This is a genomic window from Streptomyces sp. SID9727, from assembly GCF_010550605.1.
GTDB lineage: Bacteria > Actinomycetota > Actinomycetes > Streptomycetales > Streptomycetaceae > Streptomyces.
The window spans coordinates 1-21,215 of record NZ_JAAGNI010000027.1 but is presented as its reverse complement, the minus strand read 5'-3'; the positions used below and the strand labels follow the sequence as shown (position 1 = coordinate 21,215).

The following is a 21,215-nucleotide window of genomic DNA, read 5'->3' as shown; positions in this document are numbered from 1 at the left end:
GTCACGGCGTCCGGGACGGCCGCGAGGTGGCCGGCCGCCAGCACCGCGAGCGCGGCCGACGCGACGGTGGCCATGAGGCCCTGCATCCGCTCGTCCGCACCGGCCCGGCTGCGCAGCTGGAGGACCACGGTGAGCAGCACCCAGACGCCCAGCGTGCCGATGATCGCGGCCGGACCGTGCTCCCGGCCGGCCGCGAGGAGCGCCACGTCGGCGACCAGGCCGCCGGCGAACGCCAGCGCGATGCCCTGGCGGGCCGGCCACATGCCGTTGAGCCGGAACCAGCCCGCCGCCGTCACCGCCTGGAGCAGCACCAGCGGGACGACCAGGGCGTACGAGCCGACGGCCGCGCCGAGCGCCAGCAGCAGCCCGAGCACCGCGGTGATCGCGGCCGGCTGGATTCCCGGCGCGATGATCGGGGAACGCCCTTCGGCCCGGGCGCGCTGCGCGTCGGTGATGCGGGCGTTGCCCAGGGTTGTGGGCGCGCTGTACCCGTCGGCGGCGGGGGCCGGGGCGGGCACGGGCGGCACGGGCGGTGCGGGCTCGGCGTGGACCTCGGGCGGCAGCGGGTAGGAGCCGGAGGCGGCGGGGGCGGCGTAACCCCCCTGCGGCGCGGGCCCGTCCGTGCGCTGCACGGCCGGCTGGTACTGGGTGTCCCAGGTCTGCCCCTGCCAGGTCTGGGCGGCGCCCTGGTCGGACTGCCCGGCCGAGGCGTCGGGGTAGTAGCCCTGCTGCGGGTAGCTCTGCTGCGGCTGTCCCTGCGGGTAGCCCTGCTGCGGGTAGCCGTACGCCTGCTGCTGGTCGTGCCCGTACGCGTACTGCTGCTGGTCCTGCCCGTACCCGTACGGCGGCTGCTGCTCCGGGCCCTGGCCCGGGTGGTACGGGTGCTGCTGATCGTTGCTCATGTGCTGGGGTTCACCCTCCTGCGAACGGCGGGAGCACCTCGACCGTGCCGCCCTCGGCAAGGCGTACGGTCTCATGGCCGCGGGTCCCGACGGGGTCGCCGTCGATGAGGAACGAGCACCTTCGCAGTACGCGGCTCAGCTCGCCGGGGTGCCGCTCGCGCACCGCGTCGAGCGCCTCCTTGAGGGTCGCGGCGGCGTACGGCTCCTCCGCGGTCCCGGCTGCGGCCTTGGCGGCTGCCCAGTAGCGGATCGTTCCCGCAGGCATGGCGGCGCTCCTTTCGTTCCGTTCCTCCGGCGCCGGTTCGGGGGACACCGGCCCCCCATCATGGTTCACCGTCGCACCGCCCAGTCGGCGATGCGGGTGAGCAAGGTCTCGTCGGCCGCGTTCTCCGCGTGTCCCATCCCGCGCTCCAGCCACAGCTCGGCCGCGTCGCCCGCGGCGGCGGCGAGCATGCGGGGGTGGTCGAGCGGGAAGTACGGGTCCCGGTCGCCGTGCACGATCAGCAGGGGCGCCGGAGCGATCAGGGCGGCGGCCGCGACCGGGGACAGCGGGACCGGGTCCCACGCCTCGCGGTGGATGCGCGTGCGGAAGCCGTAGCGCCCGACGAGCCGTCCGGCGGGCCGGGTCACCATCCAGTGCAGGCGGCGCATCGGAGCCGTACCCCGGTAGTACCAGCGCGCGGGGGCGCTCACGGACACCACCGCGTCCGCGCGCGCTCCCGTACGCGCCCCTGCGCGCCCCCCGCACCCCGCAACGCCCCCGTGCGCGCCGCCATCGCCCCCGGCCCCGCTGTCCGCCGCCGGAGAGGCGTACAGCGCACCGTGCCGCAGCACCACCGAGCCGCCCATCGAGAATCCGACGGTCACCACGCGCCGGTGGCCGAGCGAGCGCGCCCAGGCGACCGCCGCCGCCAGGTCCAGCACCTCGCGGTCGCCGACCGTGGAGAACCCGCCGGACCTGCCGTGACCCCGGAAGGAGAAGGTCACCACCGCCGCGTGCCGGGAGAACGTGCCGACCGCCCGCCGCACCGCCGGGCGGTCCACCGAACCGGTGAATCCGTGCGCGACGACGATCGCGGTCTCCCCGTCGCCATCCCCCGTACACGGGTCGTACACCGCTTCGATCCAGATCCCGTCATCCGCCCGCAACGCGGCCCGCAGCGGTACGCGCGTGACCGGACGAACAGCGGAATCCGGAATTCTCCCCTCGGACACAGAACTCATGTGGGTTATTCTCCTGTGAAGAGGATCCGGGCAGAGCAGCCCCCGGGTCCTTTTGTGCTTTCCGGACGTTGTTACGGCAACGTTTCGGCAAGCTCAGCGGAACCGTACGAAGCAGAGCCGCATACTCCCCCGGGCCCCCGCCCGGGAGTGCCCCTCTCGCAGGGAACGAGGAGGACCGAAGGTCATGGGCGAGCCGATCACGCACCATCAACGACCGACGAACCGGGCAGGTGGACGGCGATGAGCTCTCTGCTGCTCCTCACGAATGCCCTCCAGCCGTCGACGGAGGTGCTCCCCGCCCTCGGCCTCCTGCTGCACAGCGTGCGCGTCGCACCCGCCGAGGGCCCCGCACTCGTGGACACCCCGGGGGCCGACGTCATCCTCGTGGACGGGCGCCGCGACCTACCCCAGGTCCGCTCGCTCTGCCAGCTGCTGCGGTCCACCGGGCCCGGCTGCCCGCTGATCCTCGTCGTCACGGAGGGCGGCCTCGCGGCCGTCACCGCCGACTGGGGCATCGACGACGTGCTGCTGGACACCGCGGGCCCCGCCGAGGTCGAGGCGCGGCTCCGGCTGGCGACCGGGCGGCAGCAGATCACCGCGGACGACTCCCCCATGGAGATCCGCAACGGTGATCTCTCGGTGGACGAGGCGACGTACAGCGCGAAACTCAAGGGCCGGGTCCTCGACCTCACCTTCAAGGAATTCGAACTGCTGAAATACCTGGCGCAGCACCCCGGCCGGGTCTTCACCCGCGCGCAGCTGCTCCAGGAGGTCTGGGGTTACGACTACTTCGGCGGTACGCGCACGGTGGACGTGCACGTACGGCGGCTGCGCGCCAAGCTCGGCCCCGAGCACGAGTCGCTGATCGGGACCGTCCGGAACGTGGGCTACCGCTTCGTCGCCCCGGAGAAGGTCGAACGGGCCGCCGAGGAAGCCAAGGCCGCCAAGCGCGGTGTCGCCCGTTCGGAGCAGTCAGGCGTTGCCGAGGTCACGGAAGAAGCCCCGGTCCGGCCTGCCAAGAGGTAGTTCCATCCGCGTAGACTGCCGCGCGTGGCCAAGGTGACGCGGGACGATGTGGCGAGACTGGCGGGGACGTCGACCGCAGTGGTCAGTTACGTCATCAACAACGGACCCCGGCCGGTCGCCCCGGCCACGCGCGAGCGGGTGCTCGCCGCGATCAAGGAGCTGGGCTACCGGCCCGACCGGGTCGCCCAGGCGATGGCCTCGCGGCGGACCGATCTCATAGGGATGATCGTGCCGGACGCCCGGCAGCCGTTCTTCGCGGAGATGGCACACGCGGTCGAACAGGCCGCCGCCGAGCGCGGGAAGATGGTCCTCGTCGGCAACTCCGACTACCGCGACGAGCGCGAGGTCCACTACCTGCGGGCCTTCCTCGGCATGCGGGTCTCCGGTCTCATCCTGGTCAGCCAGGGTCCCAGCGAACGCGCCGCGGCGGAGATAGAGGCGTGGGACGCCCGGGTCGTGCTGCTCCACGAGCGGCCCGAGGCCATCGACGACGTCGCGGTCGTCACGGACGACATCGGCGGCGCCCAGCTCGCCACCCGCCACCTCCTGGAACACGGCAACGCGTACGTGGCCTGCCTCGGCGGCACGGAGGAGACCCCGGTGGTCGGCGACCCGGTCGCCGACCACGTCGAGGGGTGGCGGCGCGCGATGCACGAGTCGGGCCGCTCGACGGAGGGCCGGCTGTTCCAGGCCCCGTACAACCGCTACGACGCCTATCAGGTGGCCCTGGAGCTGCTCTCGGGGCCGGACAGGCCGCCGGCCATCTTCTGCGCCACGGACGACCAGGCGATCGGTGTGCTGCGGGCCGCCCGCGAGCTGCGCATCGACGTGCCGGGTGAGCTGGCCGTCGCCGGGTTCGACGACGTCAAGGAAGCCGGTCTGACCGATCCGCCGCTCACCACGGTCTCCTCGGACCGCCCGGCGATGGCGCGGGCGGCGGTGGACCTGGTCCTCGACGACTCGCTGCGGGTGTCGGGGTCGCGGCGGGAGCGGCTGAAGCAGTTCCCCTCGGCGCTGGTGGTACGCCGCTCGTGCGGCTGCGGCGAGCCCGCGGGGCGGACGCTCCCGTAGGACCTTTATATCGGGCATACGCGGTTCTGCCGGGCTTCTCAGGGCGTACTCACGCTCCTCTCATCTTGGCCGGACACTCTCAAAGGCATGACAGAGAGCCAGCGCCCGAGCGGCGAGTACCCGATGTACCCCTCGTACGGCAACGGCGAAGCGGCCTACCCGCCGCCGCCGTCATACCAGCCGGCCGCCCCGGCCCCGACGGGCCCGTTCGGCCCCGCCGCCGAGCCGCCCGCCGCCCGGCGCAGGGTCCGCAAGCCGGTCGCGCTCATCGCCGCGGTGGCCATCGCGGCGGCGATCGTCGGCGGCGGCACCGCGACGGTGATCGGCAGGCTCGCCGACGCCCCCGCCACCACGGCCGCCGGGAGCGGTGTCGTGCCGGGCACCACCGTCTCGCAGAGCGACAAGGGCACGGTGGCCGGTGTGGCCAAGGCCCTCTCGCCCACCATCGTGGAGATCGGCGCGACCTCGACGGCCGGCCAGTCCACCGGCTCGGGCGTGGTCATCACCTCGGACGGCGAGATCGTCACCAACAACCACGTCATCGCGGACGCCTCCCAGATCAAGGTCACCCTCAGCACCGGCAGGACGTACACCGCCGACGTCGTCGGCACCGACCCCGGCAAGGACCTCGCGCTGATCAAGCTCCAGGGCGCGAGCGGTCTGAAGACGGCCACGCTCGGCGACTCCTCCCAGGTCGCCGTCGGCGACGAGGTCGTCGCGATCGGCTCCCCCGAGGGCCTGACCGGGACCGTCACCAGCGGCATCGTCTCCGCCCTCGACCGCGACGTCACGGTCGCCAAGGAGGGCGACGACGGCCGGAGCCAGGGCCAGGACCAGCAGGGCGGCGGGCGCCAGTGGCCCTTCGAGTTCGGCGGACAGCAGTTCAACGGCGACACCGGCGAGTCCACCACCACGTACAAGGCCATCCAGACCGACGCCTCGCTCAACCCGGGCAACTCCGGCGGTGCGCTGATCAACATGAACGGCGAGATCATCGGCATCAACTCCGCGATGTACTCGGCGAGCTCCGCCGCCGGCCAGGGCAGCTCCGGTGCGGGCAGCGTGGGCCTCGGCTTCGCCATCCCGGTGAACACCCTGAAGGCCGACCTCGACACCCTGCGGGCCGGGAACGGCTCCTGACCGGACGGGGCTGAGAAACTGGGACCGCCCCGCGCGCCGGCCCGTACGACCGAGAAGAGGACGAGACAGCGATGAGCCCCGCCGAAGACGATCCGCAGCGCATCCTGATCGTCGACGACGAGCCCGCCGTGCGCGAGGCCCTGCAACGCAGCCTCGCCTTCGAGGGATACGGCACCGAGGTCGCCGTCGACGGCCTCGACGCCCTCGCCAAGGCGGAGTCGTACGCCCCCGACCTCATCGTCCTGGACATCCAGATGCCCCGCATGGACGGCCTGACCGCCGCCCGCCGCATCCGCTCCACGGGCACCACCACGCCCATCCTCATGCTCACGGCCCGGGACACCGTCGGCGACCGCGTCACCGGACTCGACGCGGGCGCCGACGACTACCTGGTCAAGCCGTTCGAGCTGGACGAGCTGTTCGCCCGCATCCGCGCCCTGCTGCGCCGCAGCTCGTACGCGACGGCCTCGGGCGGTCCCGTTCCCGACGACGACGTGCTGTCCTTCGCCGATCTGCGCATGGACCTGTCGACCCGGGAGGTCACGCGCGGCACCCGGCGCGTGGAGCTGACCCGGACCGAGTTCACCCTCCTGGAGATGTTCCTCGCGCACCCGCGCCAGGTGCTGACCCGCGAGCAGATCCTGAAGGCGGTGTGGGGCTTCGACTTCGAGCCGAGCTCCAACTCCCTGGACGTGTACGTGATGTACCTCCGCCGCAAGACGGAGGCCGGCGGCGAACCGCGTCTCGTGCACACCGTGCGCGGTGTGGGGTACGCGCTCCGCTCCGGCGGGGGCGACGGATGACGGGCGCGCTGCGACGCTTCCGCGCGCTGCCGCTCCGCTCCCGGCTGGCCCTGCTGGTCGCGACGGCGGTGGCGGTGGCGGTGGCGGCGGTGGCGGTGGCGTGCTGGTTCGTGACGCGGGAGCAGCTGGAGGAGCAGCAGGACGAGGCGCTGCGCGGCGCCACGGTCGACAAGGAGTATCTGAGCGTCCTGTACCAGTACTGCCAGCGCACCACCGTCAAACGGCCGCCCACGCCCTACACCGGTCTCACCGTCCAGCTCATCGACAGCCGGGGGAACGTGTGCGTGGCCCCCGGCTCGCCCCGGCTCCCGGTGACGCGGGACGACCTCGCGGTGATCGGCGGCGAGCCGGCCGGCCAGCTGCACACGGAGACCGACTCCACCGGGGCGAGGATGCGCGTCCTCACCTCCCCGGTGACGGCGACGGGCGTTCAGGGCGAGCCGGCCATCCCCCTCGGGCTCTCCGTCGCCCGCCCCCTCAGCGAGATCGACGACCCCCTGTCCACCCTCGCCTGGGTCCTCCTCCTCGTCGGCGGCATAGGCGTCATCGGCGCCGGAGCCGCCGGCCTCTGGGTCGCCCGCTCCGGCCTGCGCCCCGTGGACGAGCTCACCGAGGCCGTCGAGCACGTGGCCAGGACCGAGGACCTGACCGTCCGCATCCCCGTCGAGGGCGAGGACGAGATCGCACGCCTGTCCCGGTCGTTCAACTCGATGACCGCGTCCCTGGCGACCTCCCGCGACCGGCAGGCCCAGCTCATCGCGGACGCGGGCCACGAGCTGCGTACCCCGCTCACCTCACTGCGGACCAACATCGAGCTGCTCGCCCGCAGCGACGAGACCGGCCGGGCGATCCCGCCGGACGACCGCAGGGCCCTGATGTCCTCGGTGAAGGCGCAGATGACGGAGCTGGCCGCGCTCATCGGCGACCTCCAGGAACTGGCCCGCCCGGACGCCGCCCAGCCGGGCCCGCTCCAGGTGGTGGCCCTGCACGACATCACGCGCGCCGCCCTCCGCCGTGCCCGGCTGCGCGGTCCGGAGCTGACGGTCACGGAGGAGCTGGCCCCCTGGTACGTACGCGCCGAACCGGCCGGCCTCGAACGGGCCATCGTCAACGTCCTGGACAACGCGGTGAAGTTCAGCCCGCCGCGCGGCACCATCGACGTGGTGCTGCACCGGGGCCGCCTCACGGTCCGCGACCACGGCCCCGGCATCCCCGCCGACGAACTCCCGCACGTCTTCGAACGCTTCTGGCGCTCCCCGTCCGCCCGCCAGCTCCCGGGCTCGGGCCTCGGCCTGTCGATCGTGGCCCGTACGGTCCAGCAGTCGGGCGGCGACATCTCCCTCACCCGCGCCCCGGGCGGCGGCACGGAGGCGGTGATCAACCTCCCGGGGGCGCCGCAGCCCCCGCCGGAGGCACCGCGGGAATAGCCGGGGAGCAGCCCGCGCGGGCGCCTGTCGGGTCGTGACCCCACGAACCGGCAGGCGCCCTTTGGCGTCCGCCGCTTCTCGTACAGGGCCACGACCGCAGGGTTGACCACTCCCGGGCGCGCATTTACAGTCCCGAATGCGTTCTACACATGAGCACAACGTCTACATATGTAGACGGCTGATCGAGGGAGCCCCGAGTTGTCGACGTTCGACGGCGTGCTGTTCTTTCCGGTGACACCGTTCACCTCTTCCGGCGAGGTCGATCCGCGGGCGCTCGCGGAACACATCCGCACCGGTCTCGACGCGGGGCCCGGCGGGGTCTTCGTCGCGTGCGGCACCGGCGAATTCCACGCCCTGGAGCCCCAGGAATACGCGCAGGTGGTACGCACTGCCGTGGAAACCGTCGACGGCCGGGTGCCGGTGTACGCGGGCACCGGCGGCGCCCTCCCGCTGGCCCGGCGGTTCGCCCGCGCCGCGAAGGAGGCCGGAGCGGACGGGCTGCTGCTGCTTCCGCCGTACCTGGTCCAGGGGCCGCCCGCCGGGCTCGTCGCGTACACCAGGGCGGTCGCGGAGGAGACGGACCTGCCGCTGATCGTCTACAACCGTGGAACCGCCCGCTTCGACACCGCGTCCGCGGTCGAAGTGGCCCTGCTGCCCCAGGTGGTGGGCTTCAAGGACGGCTACGGCGATCTGGAGCAGCTCTCCCGCAGCGTCGTCGCGGTCCGCTCGGCCCTGCGGGAGGACGGCCGGGAGAAGCCCTTCCAGTTCTTCAACGGCATGCCGACGGCCGAGGCCACCGTGCCCGCGTACCGGGGCATCGGCGTCGAGCTCTACTCCTCCGCGGTGTTCTGCTTCGCGCCGGAGATCTCCCTCGCCTACTACCGGGCCGTGACCCAGGGCGACGACAGGCTCGTCGAGCGGTTCCAGACGGTGTTCTTCCATCCGCTGATCGCCCTGCGCGACCGGGTTCCCGGCTACGCCGTCTCCCTGGTCAAGGCGGCCGTCCGGCAACGCGGACTCGACGTCGGCGGGGTCAGGCCGCCGCTCGCCGACCCGGCGCCCGAGCACCTGGAGGAGCTGCGGCGCATCACCGAGGCCGGCCGCGCGCTGTGCGCGGAGGTGTCCGCCCGATGAGCGACCGCATCCTCATCACCTCGGTGACCGTGACCCCGGTCGCCTTCCACGACCAGGCGCTCCTCAACGCCGTGGGCGTGCACGAGCCGTACGCGCTGCGCGCCGTCATCGAGATCACCACCGACCAGGGGATCTCCGGGCTCGGCGAGACCTACGCGGACGAGGGGCACCTGCGGCGCCTCGCCGCCGCCGGGCAGGCGGTGACCGGAATGGACGTCCACGCGCTCAACGCGATGCACGCCGAGGTGGCCCGGGTGCTCGGCGGCGACACCGGCACCGACGGCCATGGCCTGACCGGCATGATCACCTCCAGTTCCACGGTGGACCGGGTGTTCTCGCCCCTGGAGGTCGCCTGCCTGGACATCCAGGGCAAGGCCGCCGGGCGGCCGGTCTCCGACCTGCTCGGGGGCGCGGTGCGCGACTCCGTGCCGTTCAGCGCCTACCTGTTCTACAAGTGGGGCGGGCACCCGGGCGCGGCGCCGGACGACTACCCGGAGGCCCTCGACAGCGCGGGGATCGTCGCCCAGGCACAGCGCATGGTCGGCGCGTACGGGTTCTCGGCCATCAAGCTCAAGGGCGGGGTGCTGCCCCCCGAGCAGGAGGTCGAGGCGGTCCTCGCCCTGCGCGAGGCGTTCCCGGACACCCCGCTGCGGCTCGACCCCAACGCCGCCTGGACCGTGGACACGTCGATCGAGGTCGCGCGCAGGCTCGACGGCGTACTGGAGTACCTGGAGGACCCCACACCCGGGCTCGACGGGATGGCCCGCGTCGCCCGCGAGGCGAGCATGCCGCTCGCGACGAACATGTGCGTCGTCGCCTTCGACCAGCTCGCTCCGTCGGTGGCCCGGGACTCGGTCCAGGTCGTGCTCTCCGACCACCACTACTGGGGCGGGCTGCACCGCTCGAAGCTGCTGTCGGGCATCTGCGACACCTTCGGCATGGGGCTGTCCATGCACTCCAACTCCCACCTGGGCATCAGCCTCGCCGCGATGACACACCTGGCCGCCGCCACCCCGAACCTCACCTACGCCTGCGACACGCACTGGCCCTGGAAGTCGGAGGAGGTCGTCCAGGACGGGGCGCTCGCGTTCTCCGACGGGGCGGTACGGGTGCCGACCGGCCCGGGGCTGGGCGTCGAGCTGGACCGGGACGCGCTCGCCCGGCTGCACGAGCAGTACCTGCGGTGCGGTCTGCGCAACCGGGACGACACCGGCTACATGCGGCGCATCGATCCGGACTACCGGGCCGAGTCGCCCCGCTGGTGACCCCTGGCGTCCGCACCGCTCGCGTCGTCGCCGCCGTGGAGGAGAACGCCGGGGGGAGATCCTTGGATCAGAGCTCAGGGGGCCCGGTGGCCGACTACCGGACCCCCTGCCGCCGCAGCACCCTGGCCAGTTCCACCGCGTGCCGCAGAACCGCGTCCCCGACCCGGGCCAGCTCCTCGTCGGTCGCCCGCTCCACCGGGATGGAGCAGCTGATGGCATCGGTGGCGGGGATGCGGTACGGGACGGAGGCCGCGACGCAGCACAGCCCCGGCGTGTTCTGCTCGCGCTCGACCGCCCACCCGCGCTCGCGGGCCTCCTCCAGTTCGGCGGCCAGTGCGGCACCCCCGGTCACGGTGTTCTCGGTCAGCTGCTCCCGCTCGACGTCCGCCATGAGCGCCTCCACCTCGGGGGAGGTCAGCTCGGCCAGCAGCGCCTTGCCCAACGCGGTCGCGTAGGCGGGGAGCTGACGCCCCACCCGCGAGGTGAGCCGATGCGAGTCGGTCGCCTCGCGGGTGGCCAGATAGATGATGTGCGGGAGGTCGAGCCGGGCGTAGTGGGTCGTGTAGCCCACCTCCGCGCGCAGCCGCTCGATCTGACGGACCGCCGGGGGCAGCGCCGGATCCCGGTCCAGATAGGCGGTACCGCACAGCAGTGCGCGCGGGCCGATGCCGAAGGACAGATCGCCCTCGGGGCTCTCCACCCACTTGAGGGCACTGAGGGTGCGGAGCAGGGCGTAGAGGCTGGAGCGCGGGTAGCCCGTGGCCTCCTGCAACTGCCCCAGGCTGAGCCGGTCGCCCGAGGCCGCCAGCGCTTCCATGATCAGGACCGCGCGCTCGGCCGACTTGACCAGGCCGCGTCCGGATTCGTCGCTCTCGCTCGCGGGCGGGGTGGCCTTCTGCGCAACCAATGAAATCCCTCCCAAGTCATTGACCGCCATCATACGGCGGGCTAGCCTCCCGCCTGATCAAAGTCCACGAATGAGATCGCTGTCTACATATGCAGACACACGTTTCGTTGAACAACCCCTCCCTTCCGTTCACCGCCCCCTGACGGCCGACGAGAGCCGATCGGGCAACTAGGAGTTCACATGGCTGCGTTGGACTGGGTCGCACTCGGCGGCTACTTCGTCGTGATGCTGCTGATCGGCTTGTGGTCGCACAAACGCGTCAGCAACGTCAGCGACTACTTCACCGGCGGAGGCCGGATGCCCTGGTGGCTCTCCGGCATCTCGCACCACATGTCCGGCTACAGCGCCGCCGTGTTCGTCGCCTACGCCGCGGTGGCCTACAGCTACGGCATCACCGTCTACGTCTGGGCGTTCATCCCGCTGGCGGTGGGCACCGGCCTCGGCGCCGTCGTCTTCGCCCCCCGGTGGAACAGGCTCCGCAAGCGGTACGGGGTCGCCTCGCCCCTGGAGTACCTCGCCACCCGGTACAACGTGCCCACCCAGCAGGCCCTCGCCTGGAGCGGCACCCTGCTCAAGGTCTTCGACGTGGCCGCCAAGTGGGCCTCGGTGGCGATCCTGCTCAATGTGTTCACCGGCATGAACATGAACACCGGCATCGTGCTCACCGGCGTGGTCACCCTGCTGTACTGCACCGTGGGCGGCCTCTGGGCCGACGCCCTCACCGACTTCGGGCAGTTCGTCATCCAGGGCGTCGCCGCCATCGCCATGGTCGTGGTCGTCCTCGGCAAGCTGGGCGGGATCTCCGGCCTGGGCACGCTGTGGGACGACCTTCCCGCGCACCACACCGAGCCGCTGGTCGGCCCGTACACCGCGACCTTCCTCACCGCCTACATCATCATCAAGATCTTCGAGTACAACGGCGGCATGTGGAACCTGGCCCAGCGCTACATGGCCACGGAGAACGCCAGGGACGCCCGCCGTTCCGCCGGCCTCTCCGCGGTGCTCTACCTCATCTGGCCGGCCTTCCTGCTCTTCCCGTCCGTCGCCGCGCCCGTCCTGCTCCCGCACGTCGCGGACCCGCAGCAGGTCTACGCGCTCATGAGTGAGAAGTTCCTGCCCGCCGGCCTGGTGGGGCTCACGCTCGCCGGGATGTTCTCGCACACCATGGCCATGGCCTCCTCGGACGCCAACGCGATCTCCGCGGTCGTGACCCGCGACATGATGCCCGTCCTCTCCCGCAGGGCGCGCGGGATGAGCGAGCGGTCCGCGCTGCTGGCCGCCCGGACCGTCACGGTCGTCTTCATCACGCTCAGCATGCTCGTCGCCATCGAGGCCGACCACTTCGGCGGCGTACTCGGCATCATCGTGGCCCTCGTCGCAGCGGTCATGGGACCGATCTCCATCCCGCTGCTGCTCGGACTGCTGCCCCCCTTCCGGAAGTTCGGGCCGCGCGCCGCGCTGATCTCCTGGGCCGGCGGGTTGATCGGGTACTGGATCGTCAAGTACGGCATCGACAGCACCGACCAGACCACGGTCGTCCTCACGCCCCTGGTCACCTCCCTGGTCCTCTTCCTGGCCGTCGGCCTCCTCAGCCCCGAGCCCAGTCCGGAGGCGGACGCGCTCGTCCTGGCGGTGTCCGGTGACGGCGACGACGACCACGCCGGTGCGTCGGCGGCCACCGTGCCCGCGCCCGCACAGGAGCCGCAGCCCCTGACCCGGGCCGAGGACTGAGCCTCCCGGCCGGCCGCGGTCCCCGCCCCGAGACGACGGATGCGCGGGCGGGGCCACCGGCCCCGCCCGCGCATCCCCGCCTGCGGTACGTCCTCCTACGGGTACGTCCTACCGCACGACCGTGATCCGGTCCGCCGCCGGCGGGGCCAGCGGGGTCGAGGCCGTGGAGTGCGCGGCCAGGTAGGCGTTGAAGAGGTCCAGGTCGGAGGCGCCGACCAGCTTGTCGGTGCCCTGTCCGAGCGCCGCGAAGCCGTCGCCGCCGCCCGCCAGGAACTCGTTCATCGCGACGCGGTACGTCTTGGCCGGGTCGATCGCCTCACCGTTCAGCCTGATCGTGTCCGTGACGACGCGGTCCGCGCCGGACTTCGTCATGTCCAGCGTGTAGGTGAGGCCCTTCGAGACCTGGAGGATCTTCGGGCTGGCCTCGTTCGAGCCGCTGACCTGCTGCTGAAGGGCGGAGACGAGCTGGGCGCCGGTCAGGGTCACGACGTTCATCATGTTGGTGAACGGCTGCACGGTGAACGCCTCGCCGTACGTGACGACGCCGTCGCCCTCGCTGCCGGCCGCCTTGTACACCAGGTCCGCGCGGATGCCGCCCGGGTTCATGAAGGCGACGACCGCCCCGCCCTTGTCCGCCGGGGCCAGGCCCTCCAGCTGCGCGTCGGCGATCAGGTCGCCGAGCGGCTTCTCCGGGGCCGTGGAGCCGCGCCCGTTGATGTCGGCGGAGATGTAGCCCTGCGGCCGGTTCGAGATCGGGGCCGCGAGCGTGTTCCAGCGGGCGATCAGGTCGGTCATGTCCTTGGCGGGTGCCTGGTCACGGCTGACGAGGTGGTTCGCGGAGACCGGGTTGGCCGGCTGGGACCCGTGGTGCTTCGAGCCGTGCTTGCCGCTGCCCTTCACCGCCGTGCGCACGATGTCGCCGGTGCGGCGGTCGTACGTCAGCGTCGTGTCCGTGTACAGCCGGCCGAAGGAGGCCGCCGACGTCACCAGGCGCGGGTTGCCCGCGGGGTCCGGGATGGTGCAGACGTACGCCTGGTGGGTGTGGCCGGTGACCAGGGCGTCCACCTTCGGCGTGATGCCCTTGGCGATGTCCGTGATCGGCCCCGAGATGCCGTCACCGGCGCCCGGGCTGTCGCAGTCGTAGTCGTACGAGGAGGAGGCGGGCAGGCCGCCCTCGTGGATGAGCGCGACGATCGACTTCACGCCCTGGCGGTCCAGCTCCTTGGCGTACTTGTTGATCGTCTCGACCTCGTCGTGGAACGCGAGTCCCTTGACGCCGTTGGCCGTCACGATGTTCGGCGTGCCCTCCAGGGTCACCCCGATGAAGCCGATCTTGACGCCGTTCTTCTTCCATACGGTGTACGGCTTGAGGATCGGCTTCCCGGTCTTCTCGTCCGTCACATTGGCCGCGAGGTACGGGAAGTCGGCGCCCGGGAACTTCTTCCCCTTCTCGTAGCACCCCTCGACCGGGTGGCAGCCGCCGTTCTGGAGGCGGGCCAGCTCGGTCGCGCCCTCGTCGAACTCGTGGTTGCCGACGCTCGTCACGTCGAGGTCGATCTTGTTCAGCGCCTCGATGGTCGGCTCGTCGTGGAAGAGCCCCGACAGCAGCGGGCTCGCGCCGACCATGTCGCCGCCGGCCGCAGTGATCGAGTACGGGTGGCCCTTGCGGGCGGTACGCAGCGAGGAGGCGAGGTACTCCACCCCGCCGGCCGGGATCGCCTTCGTCGTACCGTCGGCCTGCGTCTCGGTGACCGTACCGGCCGAGCCGGCCGGCGGTTCCAGGTTGCCGTGCAGGTCGTTGAAGGACAGCAGCTGCACGTCGACGGTCCGGGCCGGCGTGTGGTGCCCGTGGCCGCGGTCGTCGCCGTGGCCGCGCCCCTGGGCGCCGGCCGGCAGGGCGGCAACGAGCGCGCCCACGGTGGCGAGACCGGCCGCGGCGGCGAGCACCCGCCGTGACGCCCGGTTCTTCTGCGGTGTCGCTGACATCGGTCCCCTTGTGAATTTCAGCGGGTGAAGTACGAGCCGCAGCCTAGAGTCAACGCGCGTAGCGCGACAGATGTACGGGGTTACGAACTGGTTGCCAACCGGTGCGGGCCGCAGACGCTTACGCTCGGACCCATGACGACAGACTCACCCCTCCCCGCCCCCGGACGCGAGATCCAGACGCTCGACACCCTCTCCCCCGACCAGGCCGCGGCCGTGCTCGACCTGCTCGCCGAGGCCGCGCGGTCCGACGGCCGGCAGGCCGTCTCGGAGCAGGGCCGTCTGCAACTGCGGGGCGGGCAGCGGGAAGGCGTACGCCACTTCCTGCTGTCGGCGGGGGGCGTGCTCGCCGGGTACGCGCAGCTGGAGGACACCGACCCCGTGGAGGCGCCGGCCGCCGAGCTGGTCGTGCACCCCTCGCACCGGGGCCACGGCCACGGCCGCGCGCTCGGGGCCGCCCTGCTCGCCGCCACCGGGAAGCGGCTGCGGGTCTGGGCGCACGGCGGCAAGGCCGCGGCCCGCCATCTCGCCCAGGTCCTCGGCCTCTCCCTGTTCCGGGAACTGCGCCAGCTGCGCCGCCCGTTGAACCCGCTGAACCTCGCCGAGCCGGCCTTCCCCCCGGGTGTCACCGTGCGCACCTTCGTCCCGGGCGAGGACGACGCCGCCTGGCTCGCGGTGAACCGCGCGGCCTTCGCCCACCACCCCGAGCAGGGCTCGCTGACCCAGCGCGACCTGGACGACCGCAAGGCCGAGCCCTGGTTCGACCCGAAGGGCTTCTTCCTGGCCGAGCGCGAGGACGGCGCGGGCACCACGGAGCTGATCGGCTTCCACTGGACGAAGGTGCACGCCGAGGAGCAGCTCGGCGAGGTGTACGTGGTCGGCATCCGGCCCGACGCGCAGGGCGGCGGCCTCGGCAAGGCGCTCACCGCGACCGGGCTGCGCCACCTGGCGGCGCAGGGACTGCCGACCGCGATGCTCTACGTCGACGCCGACAACCCGGCGGCCCTCGCCGTCTACGAGCGCATGGGCTTCGTGACGCACGAGGTGGACCTGATGTACCGCACGGAGTCCTGACTTTCTCTCAACTCCCCCGGGGGCGGCGCCGCTTGACGCCGCCCCCTTCTTGCGCCACCCTTTCACTACTCAATTAGTGAAAGGGTGAAGATGGCCGAGTCCGCGGCAGTCGAGTTCCGCATCGACCGGCGCAGCGGCGTCGCCACCTACCTCCAGATCGTCCAGCAGGCCAAACAGGCCCTGCGCCTGGGCCTGCTGGAGCCCGGCGACCGGCTGCCCACCGCCCGCGAGGTGGTCGAGGCCACCGCGATCAACCCGAACACCGTGCTCAAGGCGTACCGCGAGCTGGAACGGGAGGGGCTGGTCGAGGCCCGGCGCGGCCTCGGCACCTTCGTCACCCGGTCACTCGGTGGCGCGGCGGCCGCCGACGACTCCCCGCTGCGCGCCGAACTCACCGCCTGGGCGGGCCGGGCGCGGGCGGCCGGACTCGAACGCGACGACGTGAGCGCGCTCTTCACCGCCGTACTGGACAGCACATTCGAGGGGGACCAGGACCGATGACAGGCACCGCGCTTGAGACCGAAGGGCTCGGCATGAGATACCGGGGCCGCGGAGGCGGTCGGGCGCTGCGGAACTGCACGTTCCGGCTGCCCGTCGGCGCCGTCTGCGCGCTCGTCGGGCCGAACGGCGCCGGCAAGTCGACCCTGCTCGCCCTGGCGGCGGGTTTCCTGCGCCCGGCCGAGGGAACGCTGCGGGTCCTGGGCTCGGCGCCCGGCGAGACGCGTACCCGGGTGGCGTACGTGGCCCAGGACAAGCCGCTCTACCCGCAGTTGACGGTCTCCGAAACGCTGTGGGCGGGTGCGGAGCTGAACCCGGACGGCTGGGACCAGGACACGGCGGCACGCATCGCCGCACCACTGCCGTCGCGTCTGAGGGTCCACGACCTCTCGGGCGGCCAGCGCACCCGGCTCGCCCTCGCCCTCGCGCTGGGCAAGCGGGCCGAACTGCTGCTCCTCGACGAACCGATGGCCGGCCTCGACCCCCTCGCCCGCCACCAGCTGATGGGCGCTCTCATGGCCGAGGCCGCCGAGCACCGGACGACCATCGTGATGTCCTCGCACATCCTCAGCGAGCTGGAGGGCGTCTGCGACCACCTCCTCCTGGTCGACGGCGGCCGCGTCCGCCTCGGCGGCGAGACGGACGACCTGATCGCCGCCCACGCCGTCCTCACGGGCCCGGTCCGCGACCTGGCCCCGCACACGGTGGTCGAAGCCCGCACCACGGGCCGCGCCCTGACCGCCCTGGTCCGCCCGGACGGCCCGGTCGACCCGGCCTGGGACCGCTCCGAGCCCTCCCTGGAGGAGCTGCTGCTCGCCCACCTCCGTTCCCCGGAGGCCCCCGCGCTGCTCACCCCGAGCGCGACGGTCCACGAGGCGGTGGCGGCATGAGCGCGATCACCCTGCGGGGGCCGGTGCGGGTCGTCGCGCGAATGCAGCGCCGTTCCCTGCGGGCGGGCGGCGCACTCGTGGTCCTGGGGATCGCCTTCGTCATCGGGCTCCGGATCTGGGTCGCCTCCTCGCCCGCGAACTGCGCCGACGGCGACACCACGCGCTGCGGCGACGGCAGCTATCTGGCCACCTACGCCCGCTCAGCGACCCAGACGTACCTGGCGGGCGGCGGGTTCGTCCTCCTGGCGTTCTCCCTGCTCATCGGGGTCTTCGTCGCGGGCCCGCTGATCGCCCGCGAACTGGACGGCGGCACCTTCCGCTTCTCCTGGGTCCAGTCGGAGTCGCCGGCCCGCTGGCTCGCGGCCCGGCTGGCCGCCCCCGCCGTCCTGGCGACCGCCGGCATGACCGTGCTGGTGCTCGTCTACCGATGGGGCCGGTCCGGCGTCCTCGGTCACGCGCCGACCGAGCTCGTCTGGTCCGAGAAGGGCGTCTATCCCGCCCTCGGCCCGGTCGCCCTCGCCCACGCCCTGTTCGCCATCGCCGTCGGGGCCCTGTGCGCCGTCCTCGTACGCCGAACGCTTCCGGCCATGGCCCTCACGGCCATCGTCGTGGGCCCGGTCATGTACGGCTTCGGGAAGCGGCGCTACGAACTGTGGCCCACGGTCCGCGGCGTCGGCGACGCCCCCTGGCCGGGCCACAGCGCCTGGAACATCGAATCGGGCATGCTCACCTCCTCCGGCAAGGAGCTCTACTGGAAGGACTGCTTCACCCGGGGCACCGTGGGCCCGGACTGCCTGCGGGACCAGGGCGGGGTCACCGGCTTCGTCGACTACCACCCCGTCTCCCATTTCTGGCCCCTCCAGCTCATGGAAACCGGCATCCTCCTCGTCCTCGCCGCCGCCGCCACCGCCCTCGCCTTCCGGGTCCTGCGGCGCTACCACGCCTGAGGCGTTCCCAAACCCGTCCGGGGCCCCGGCCCCGGACGGGACCGCTCCGGCCCGAGCTGGACCGCCCCCGCCCCAGGCGGGCACCCCACACACGGCCACCCACCGCTTCCCGCACGTCATGTCGTCGTAACCACGCATTCAGACGGCCTTGCGACCCTCTCAGGATGCAGCCAGCTGTGCCGTCCCCCCGCAACGGGCCAAACACCGGCAGAACGCGCCCCGACCGCGCCGTCCACGCGATCTCGTCCGCCTCCGACGCGCTTGCGGAGCGCTCCGGGCGGAACAATGGATCCATGAGCCAGCAGCCCAGCTCCGAGGTCCCGGTCCAGCCCGCCGCCCAGCCGTCCGTCGGCGCCCTCGCCGCCCACCGGCCGCACGCCGTCGCCCCCTCCGGGAGAGGCGCCGCCCTGTCCACCGCCGCCGACTTCGACCCCGACATCGACTCCGACGCCGACGCCTACGAGCCCGAGGTCGACGGGGACGAGCTGCCCCAGGGACGCTTCCTGGACCGGGAACGCAGCTGGCTCGCCTTCAACGAACGCGTCCTCGAACTGGCCGAGGACCCGACCACTCCCCTTCTGGAGCGGGCCAACTTCCTCGCGATCTTCGCGTCGAACCTGGACGAGTTCTTCATGGTCCGGGTCGCCGGCCTGAAGCGCCGCATCGCCACCGGGGTCGCCACCCGGTCCGCGTCCGGGCTCCAGCCCCGCGAGGTGCTGGACCTGATCTGGACCCGCTCGCGCGAACTCATGGCCCGGCACGCCGCCTGCTACCAGCAGGACGTCGCCCCCGCCCTCTCCGACGAGGGCATCCAGCTCATCCGCTGGCCGGAGCTGACCGAGAAGGAGCAGGCCCGCCTGTTCACCTTCTTCCGGCAGCGCGTCTTCCCCGTCCTCACCCCCCTCGCCGTGGACCCGGCCCACCCCTTCCCGTACATCTCCGGCCTCTCGCTGAACCTCGCCGTCGTCGTACGCAACCCGGTCAGCGGCCACCGCCACTTCGCCCGGGTCAAGGTGCCGCCGCTGCTGACCCGCTTCCTGGAGGCGTCACCGGCGCGCTACGTGCCCATAGAGGACGTGATCGCGGCCCACCTGGAGGAGCTGTTCCCGGGGATGGAGGTGATGGCGCACCACATGTTCCGGGTCACCAGGAACGAGGACCTGGAGGTCGAGGAGGACGACACGGAGAACCTGCTCAAGGCCCTGGAGAAGGAGCTCATGCGCCGCCGCTTCGGCCCGCCGGTCCGCCTGGAGGTCGAGGAGTCCATCGACCCGTACGTGCTGGACCTACTGGTCCGCGAGCTGAAGGTGTCCGACGCCGAGGTCTACCCGCTGCCCGGCCCCCTCGACCTCACCGGGCTCTTCGGCATAGCGTCGCTGGACCGCCCCGAGCTGAAGTACCCCAAGTTCATCGCCGGCACCCACCGCGACCTCGCCGAGGTGGAGTCCGCGTCCGCGCCGGACATCTTCGCCGCCGTACGCGAGCGGGACGTCCTCCTGCACCACCCGTACGACTCCTTCTCCACCTCCGTCCAGGCGTTCCTGGAGCAGGCGGCCGGCGACCCGGACGTCCTCGCGATCAAGCAGACGCTGTACCGGACCTCGGGCGACTCACCGATAGTGGACGCCCTCATCGACGCCGCCGAATCCGGCAAACAGGTCCTCGTCCTGGTCGAGATCAAGGCCCGCTTCGACGAGCAGGCCAACATCAAGTGGGCGCGCAAGCTGGAAGAGGCGGGCTGCCACGTCGTCTACGGGCTCGTCGGCCTGAAGACCCACTGCAAGCTCTCCCTCGTCGTCCGCCAGGAGGGCGACACCCTGCGCCGCTACTCGCACGTCGGCACCGGCAACTACCACCCGAAGACGGCCCGGCTCTACGAGGACCTGGGCCTCCTCACCGCGGACCCGCAGGTCGGCGCAGACCTCTCCGACCTCTTCAACCGGCTCTCCGGCTACTCCCGCCGCGAGACCTACCGCCGCCTCCTCGTCGCCCCCAAGTCGCTGCGCGACGGCCTGGTCGCCCGCATCACCAAGGAAGTCACGCACCACCGGGCCGGCCGCCCCGCCTACGTGCGGATCAAGGTCAACTCGATGGTGGACGAGGCGATCATCGACGCCTGCTACCGGGCCGCCCAGGCCGGCGTCCCCGTCGACATCTGGGTGCGCGGCATCTGCGCGATCCGCCCCGGAGTCACCGGCCTCTCCGAGAACATCCGGGTCCGCTCGGTCCTCGGCCGCTTCCTCGAACACTCCCGGGTCTTCGCCTTCGGCAACGGCGGCGAACCCGAAGTCTGGTTCGGCAGCGCCGACATGATGCACCGCAACCTCGACCGCCGCATCGAGGCCCTGGTCCGGGTCACCGACCCCGCCCACCGCGCCGCGCTCAGCCGCCTCCTGGAGACGGGCATGGCCGACACCACCTCCTCCTGGCACCTGGGCCCCGACGGCAACTGGACCCGGCACTCCGTGGACGCGGACGGCAAACCCCTGCGGCACGTACAGGAAATGCTCATTGACGCCCGGAGGCGCCGGCGTGCGACGCCCTGACCAGCACACCCAGGCCGCGGCCCCGGCCCACGCGCCCGGCATCACCGGCGTGAGCGCGGGGTCGGTCATCGGCCCCTATCTGCGCACCCAGGCCGCGGACTTCCTGCGCAGCCTGCGCCTGCACCGCGAGAACACCGCCCCCACGGACGCCGGATCGCGCGCCGCCGACCAGGCCGCCACCGCACTGCGCCGCTCCTCCCGCCGGATCGGCGCCGCCCTGCGCACCTTCCGCACCGCGCTCGATCCGCTCTGGGCGGAGCAGCTGCGCACCGAACTGTCCTGGCTCTCCGGCACCCTCGCCCGCGAACACGCGTACGCGGACCGGCTGACCCGGCTCCTCGACGCGCTGCACGGCCTGTCCGGCGACCCCGCCCTCCCGGCCGCCCGCACACCCGGCGAGTCCACGGGCCAGGGCCGCCCCGTCCTCGGTGTCGGCGCCGCCCGGGCCGGCGCGCTCCTCGAACGCCAGCTCACCCTCGCCCGGACCCGTGCCCACTCCACCGCCCTCCAGGCCCTCGGCTCCGCCCGCTTCCACGCGGTGGCCGACGCGGTCGCGCTGCTCGCCTCCGAGGTCCCGCTCTCCCCCGCCGCGGCCGGCCCCGTCGGCGACCTCCTCGCCGAACCCGCCGACCGGGCCGAGCAGCGGA

19 protein-coding genes are annotated in these 21,215 nt (G+C 72.4%); 14 read left to right on the top strand and 5 right to left on the bottom strand.

What is annotated here, in order from left to right; genetic code table 11:
- From G3I41_RS01610 to G3I41_RS01600, 3 genes are all read right to left on the bottom strand, one after another.
- Positions 1–902 (bottom strand): hypothetical protein (locus G3I41_RS01610; protein WP_164398499.1); only part of this gene is annotated, 902 nt, incomplete at its 3' end.
- Between the two features lie 10 nt (positions 903–912).
- Complete coding sequence (locus G3I41_RS01605; RefSeq protein WP_164398498.1) at positions 913–1,167, bottom strand: MoaD/ThiS family protein; 255 nt, start codon at positions 1,165–1,167, stop codon at positions 913–915.
- Between the two features lie 65 nt (positions 1,168–1,232).
- Complete coding sequence (locus tag G3I41_RS01600) at positions 1,233–2,126, bottom strand: alpha/beta fold hydrolase (RefSeq protein WP_239081438.1); 894 nt, start codon at positions 2,124–2,126, stop codon at positions 1,233–1,235.
- A gap of 240 nt (positions 2,127–2,366) precedes the next feature.
- Between G3I41_RS01600 and G3I41_RS01595 the strand changes: the two genes are divergently transcribed.
- The 7 genes from G3I41_RS01595 (at position 2,367) to G3I41_RS01565 (ending at position 9,992) form a co-directional block, all read left to right on the top strand.
- Positions 2,367–3,152: a response regulator transcription factor gene (locus tag G3I41_RS01595; protein ID WP_164398497.1), complete on the top strand. Its 786-nt coding sequence runs from the start codon at positions 2,367–2,369 to the stop codon at positions 3,150–3,152.
- A 24-nt stretch (positions 3,153–3,176) separates the two neighbouring features.
- Positions 3,177–4,223 carry a LacI family DNA-binding transcriptional regulator gene (locus tag G3I41_RS01590; RefSeq protein ID WP_164398496.1) on the top strand — a complete coding sequence of 349 codons (1,047 nt, stop codon included), beginning with the start codon at positions 3,177–3,179 and terminating at the stop codon, positions 4,221–4,223.
- Positions 4,224–4,310: 87 nt separating this feature from the next.
- Positions 4,311–5,363 (top strand): trypsin-like peptidase domain-containing protein, encoded by a 1,053-nt coding sequence (locus tag G3I41_RS01585; protein WP_164398495.1) that lies wholly within the window; start codon positions 4,311–4,313, stop codon positions 5,361–5,363.
- 71 nt (positions 5,364–5,434) lie between these two features.
- Positions 5,435–6,166, top strand: a complete 732-nt coding sequence (locus G3I41_RS01580; protein ID WP_164398494.1) for a response regulator transcription factor — start codon at positions 5,435–5,437, stop codon at positions 6,164–6,166.
- Positions 6,163–7,593, top strand: coding sequence for a HAMP domain-containing sensor histidine kinase (locus tag G3I41_RS01575; protein WP_164398493.1), 1,431 nt, complete (start codon positions 6,163–6,165; stop codon positions 7,591–7,593). The genes G3I41_RS01580 and G3I41_RS01575 overlap by 4 nt, the downstream gene beginning before the upstream one ends.
- Before the next feature lie 198 nt (positions 7,594–7,791).
- The gene (locus tag G3I41_RS01570; protein WP_164398492.1) at positions 7,792–8,727 is read left to right on the top strand and encodes a 5-dehydro-4-deoxyglucarate dehydratase; all 936 of its coding nucleotides are present in this window, start codon (positions 7,792–7,794) and stop codon (positions 8,725–8,727) included.
- On the top strand, positions 8,724–9,992 hold the full coding sequence (locus tag G3I41_RS01565) for a glucarate dehydratase family protein (RefSeq protein ID WP_164398491.1): 1,269 nt from the start codon (positions 8,724–8,726) through the stop codon (positions 9,990–9,992). The genes G3I41_RS01570 and G3I41_RS01565 overlap by 4 nt, the downstream gene beginning before the upstream one ends.
- A gap of 94 nt (positions 9,993–10,086) precedes the next feature.
- Here G3I41_RS01565 and G3I41_RS01560 read toward each other — a convergent pair whose 3' ends face one another.
- A complete protein-coding gene (locus G3I41_RS01560; RefSeq protein WP_239081437.1) occupies positions 10,087–10,899 on the bottom strand; it encodes an IclR family transcriptional regulator in 813 nt (270 codons plus the stop codon).
- Positions 10,900–11,079: 180 nt separating this feature from the next.
- Here G3I41_RS01560 and G3I41_RS01555 point away from each other — a divergent pair, with 180 nt between their 5' ends.
- Complete coding sequence (locus G3I41_RS01555) at positions 11,080–12,630, top strand: sodium:solute symporter family protein (RefSeq protein WP_164398489.1); 1,551 nt, start codon at positions 11,080–11,082, stop codon at positions 12,628–12,630.
- A gap of 108 nt (positions 12,631–12,738) precedes the next feature.
- Here G3I41_RS01555 and G3I41_RS01550 read toward each other — a convergent pair whose 3' ends face one another.
- Complete coding sequence (locus G3I41_RS01550) at positions 12,739–14,616, bottom strand: 5'-nucleotidase C-terminal domain-containing protein (protein WP_164398488.1); 1,878 nt, start codon at positions 14,614–14,616, stop codon at positions 12,739–12,741.
- Positions 14,617–14,748: 132 nt separating this feature from the next.
- On the opposite strand from G3I41_RS01550, the gene mshD reads away from it, so the two are divergent.
- The 6 genes from mshD to G3I41_RS01520 all read left to right on the top strand — a co-directional run.
- The gene (gene mshD / locus G3I41_RS01545) at positions 14,749–15,687 is read left to right on the top strand and encodes a mycothiol synthase (protein WP_164398487.1); all 939 of its coding nucleotides are present in this window, start codon (positions 14,749–14,751) and stop codon (positions 15,685–15,687) included.
- Positions 15,688–15,777: 90 nt separating this feature from the next.
- Entirely contained in the window at positions 15,778–16,188 is a 411-nt protein-coding gene (locus tag G3I41_RS01540) for a GntR family transcriptional regulator (RefSeq protein WP_164398486.1), read from the top strand.
- Positions 16,185–17,075, top strand: a complete 891-nt coding sequence (locus tag G3I41_RS01535) for an ABC transporter ATP-binding protein (RefSeq protein WP_164398485.1) — start codon at positions 16,185–16,187, stop codon at positions 17,073–17,075. Before G3I41_RS01540 ends, G3I41_RS01535 begins: the two co-directional genes overlap by 4 nt.
- Positions 17,072–18,022, top strand: coding sequence for an ABC transporter permease (locus tag G3I41_RS01530; RefSeq protein ID WP_164398484.1), 951 nt, complete (start codon positions 17,072–17,074; stop codon positions 18,020–18,022). Before G3I41_RS01535 ends, G3I41_RS01530 begins: the two co-directional genes overlap by 4 nt.
- A 293-nt stretch (positions 18,023–18,315) precedes the next feature.
- Positions 18,316–20,568: an RNA degradosome polyphosphate kinase gene (locus G3I41_RS01525; protein WP_164398483.1), complete on the top strand. Its 2,253-nt coding sequence runs from the start codon at positions 18,316–18,318 to the stop codon at positions 20,566–20,568.
- Positions 20,534–21,215: CHAD domain-containing protein (locus G3I41_RS01520; RefSeq protein ID WP_164398482.1), on the top strand; the 682-nt coding region annotated here is incomplete at its 3' end. The genes G3I41_RS01525 and G3I41_RS01520, both read left to right, overlap by 35 nt.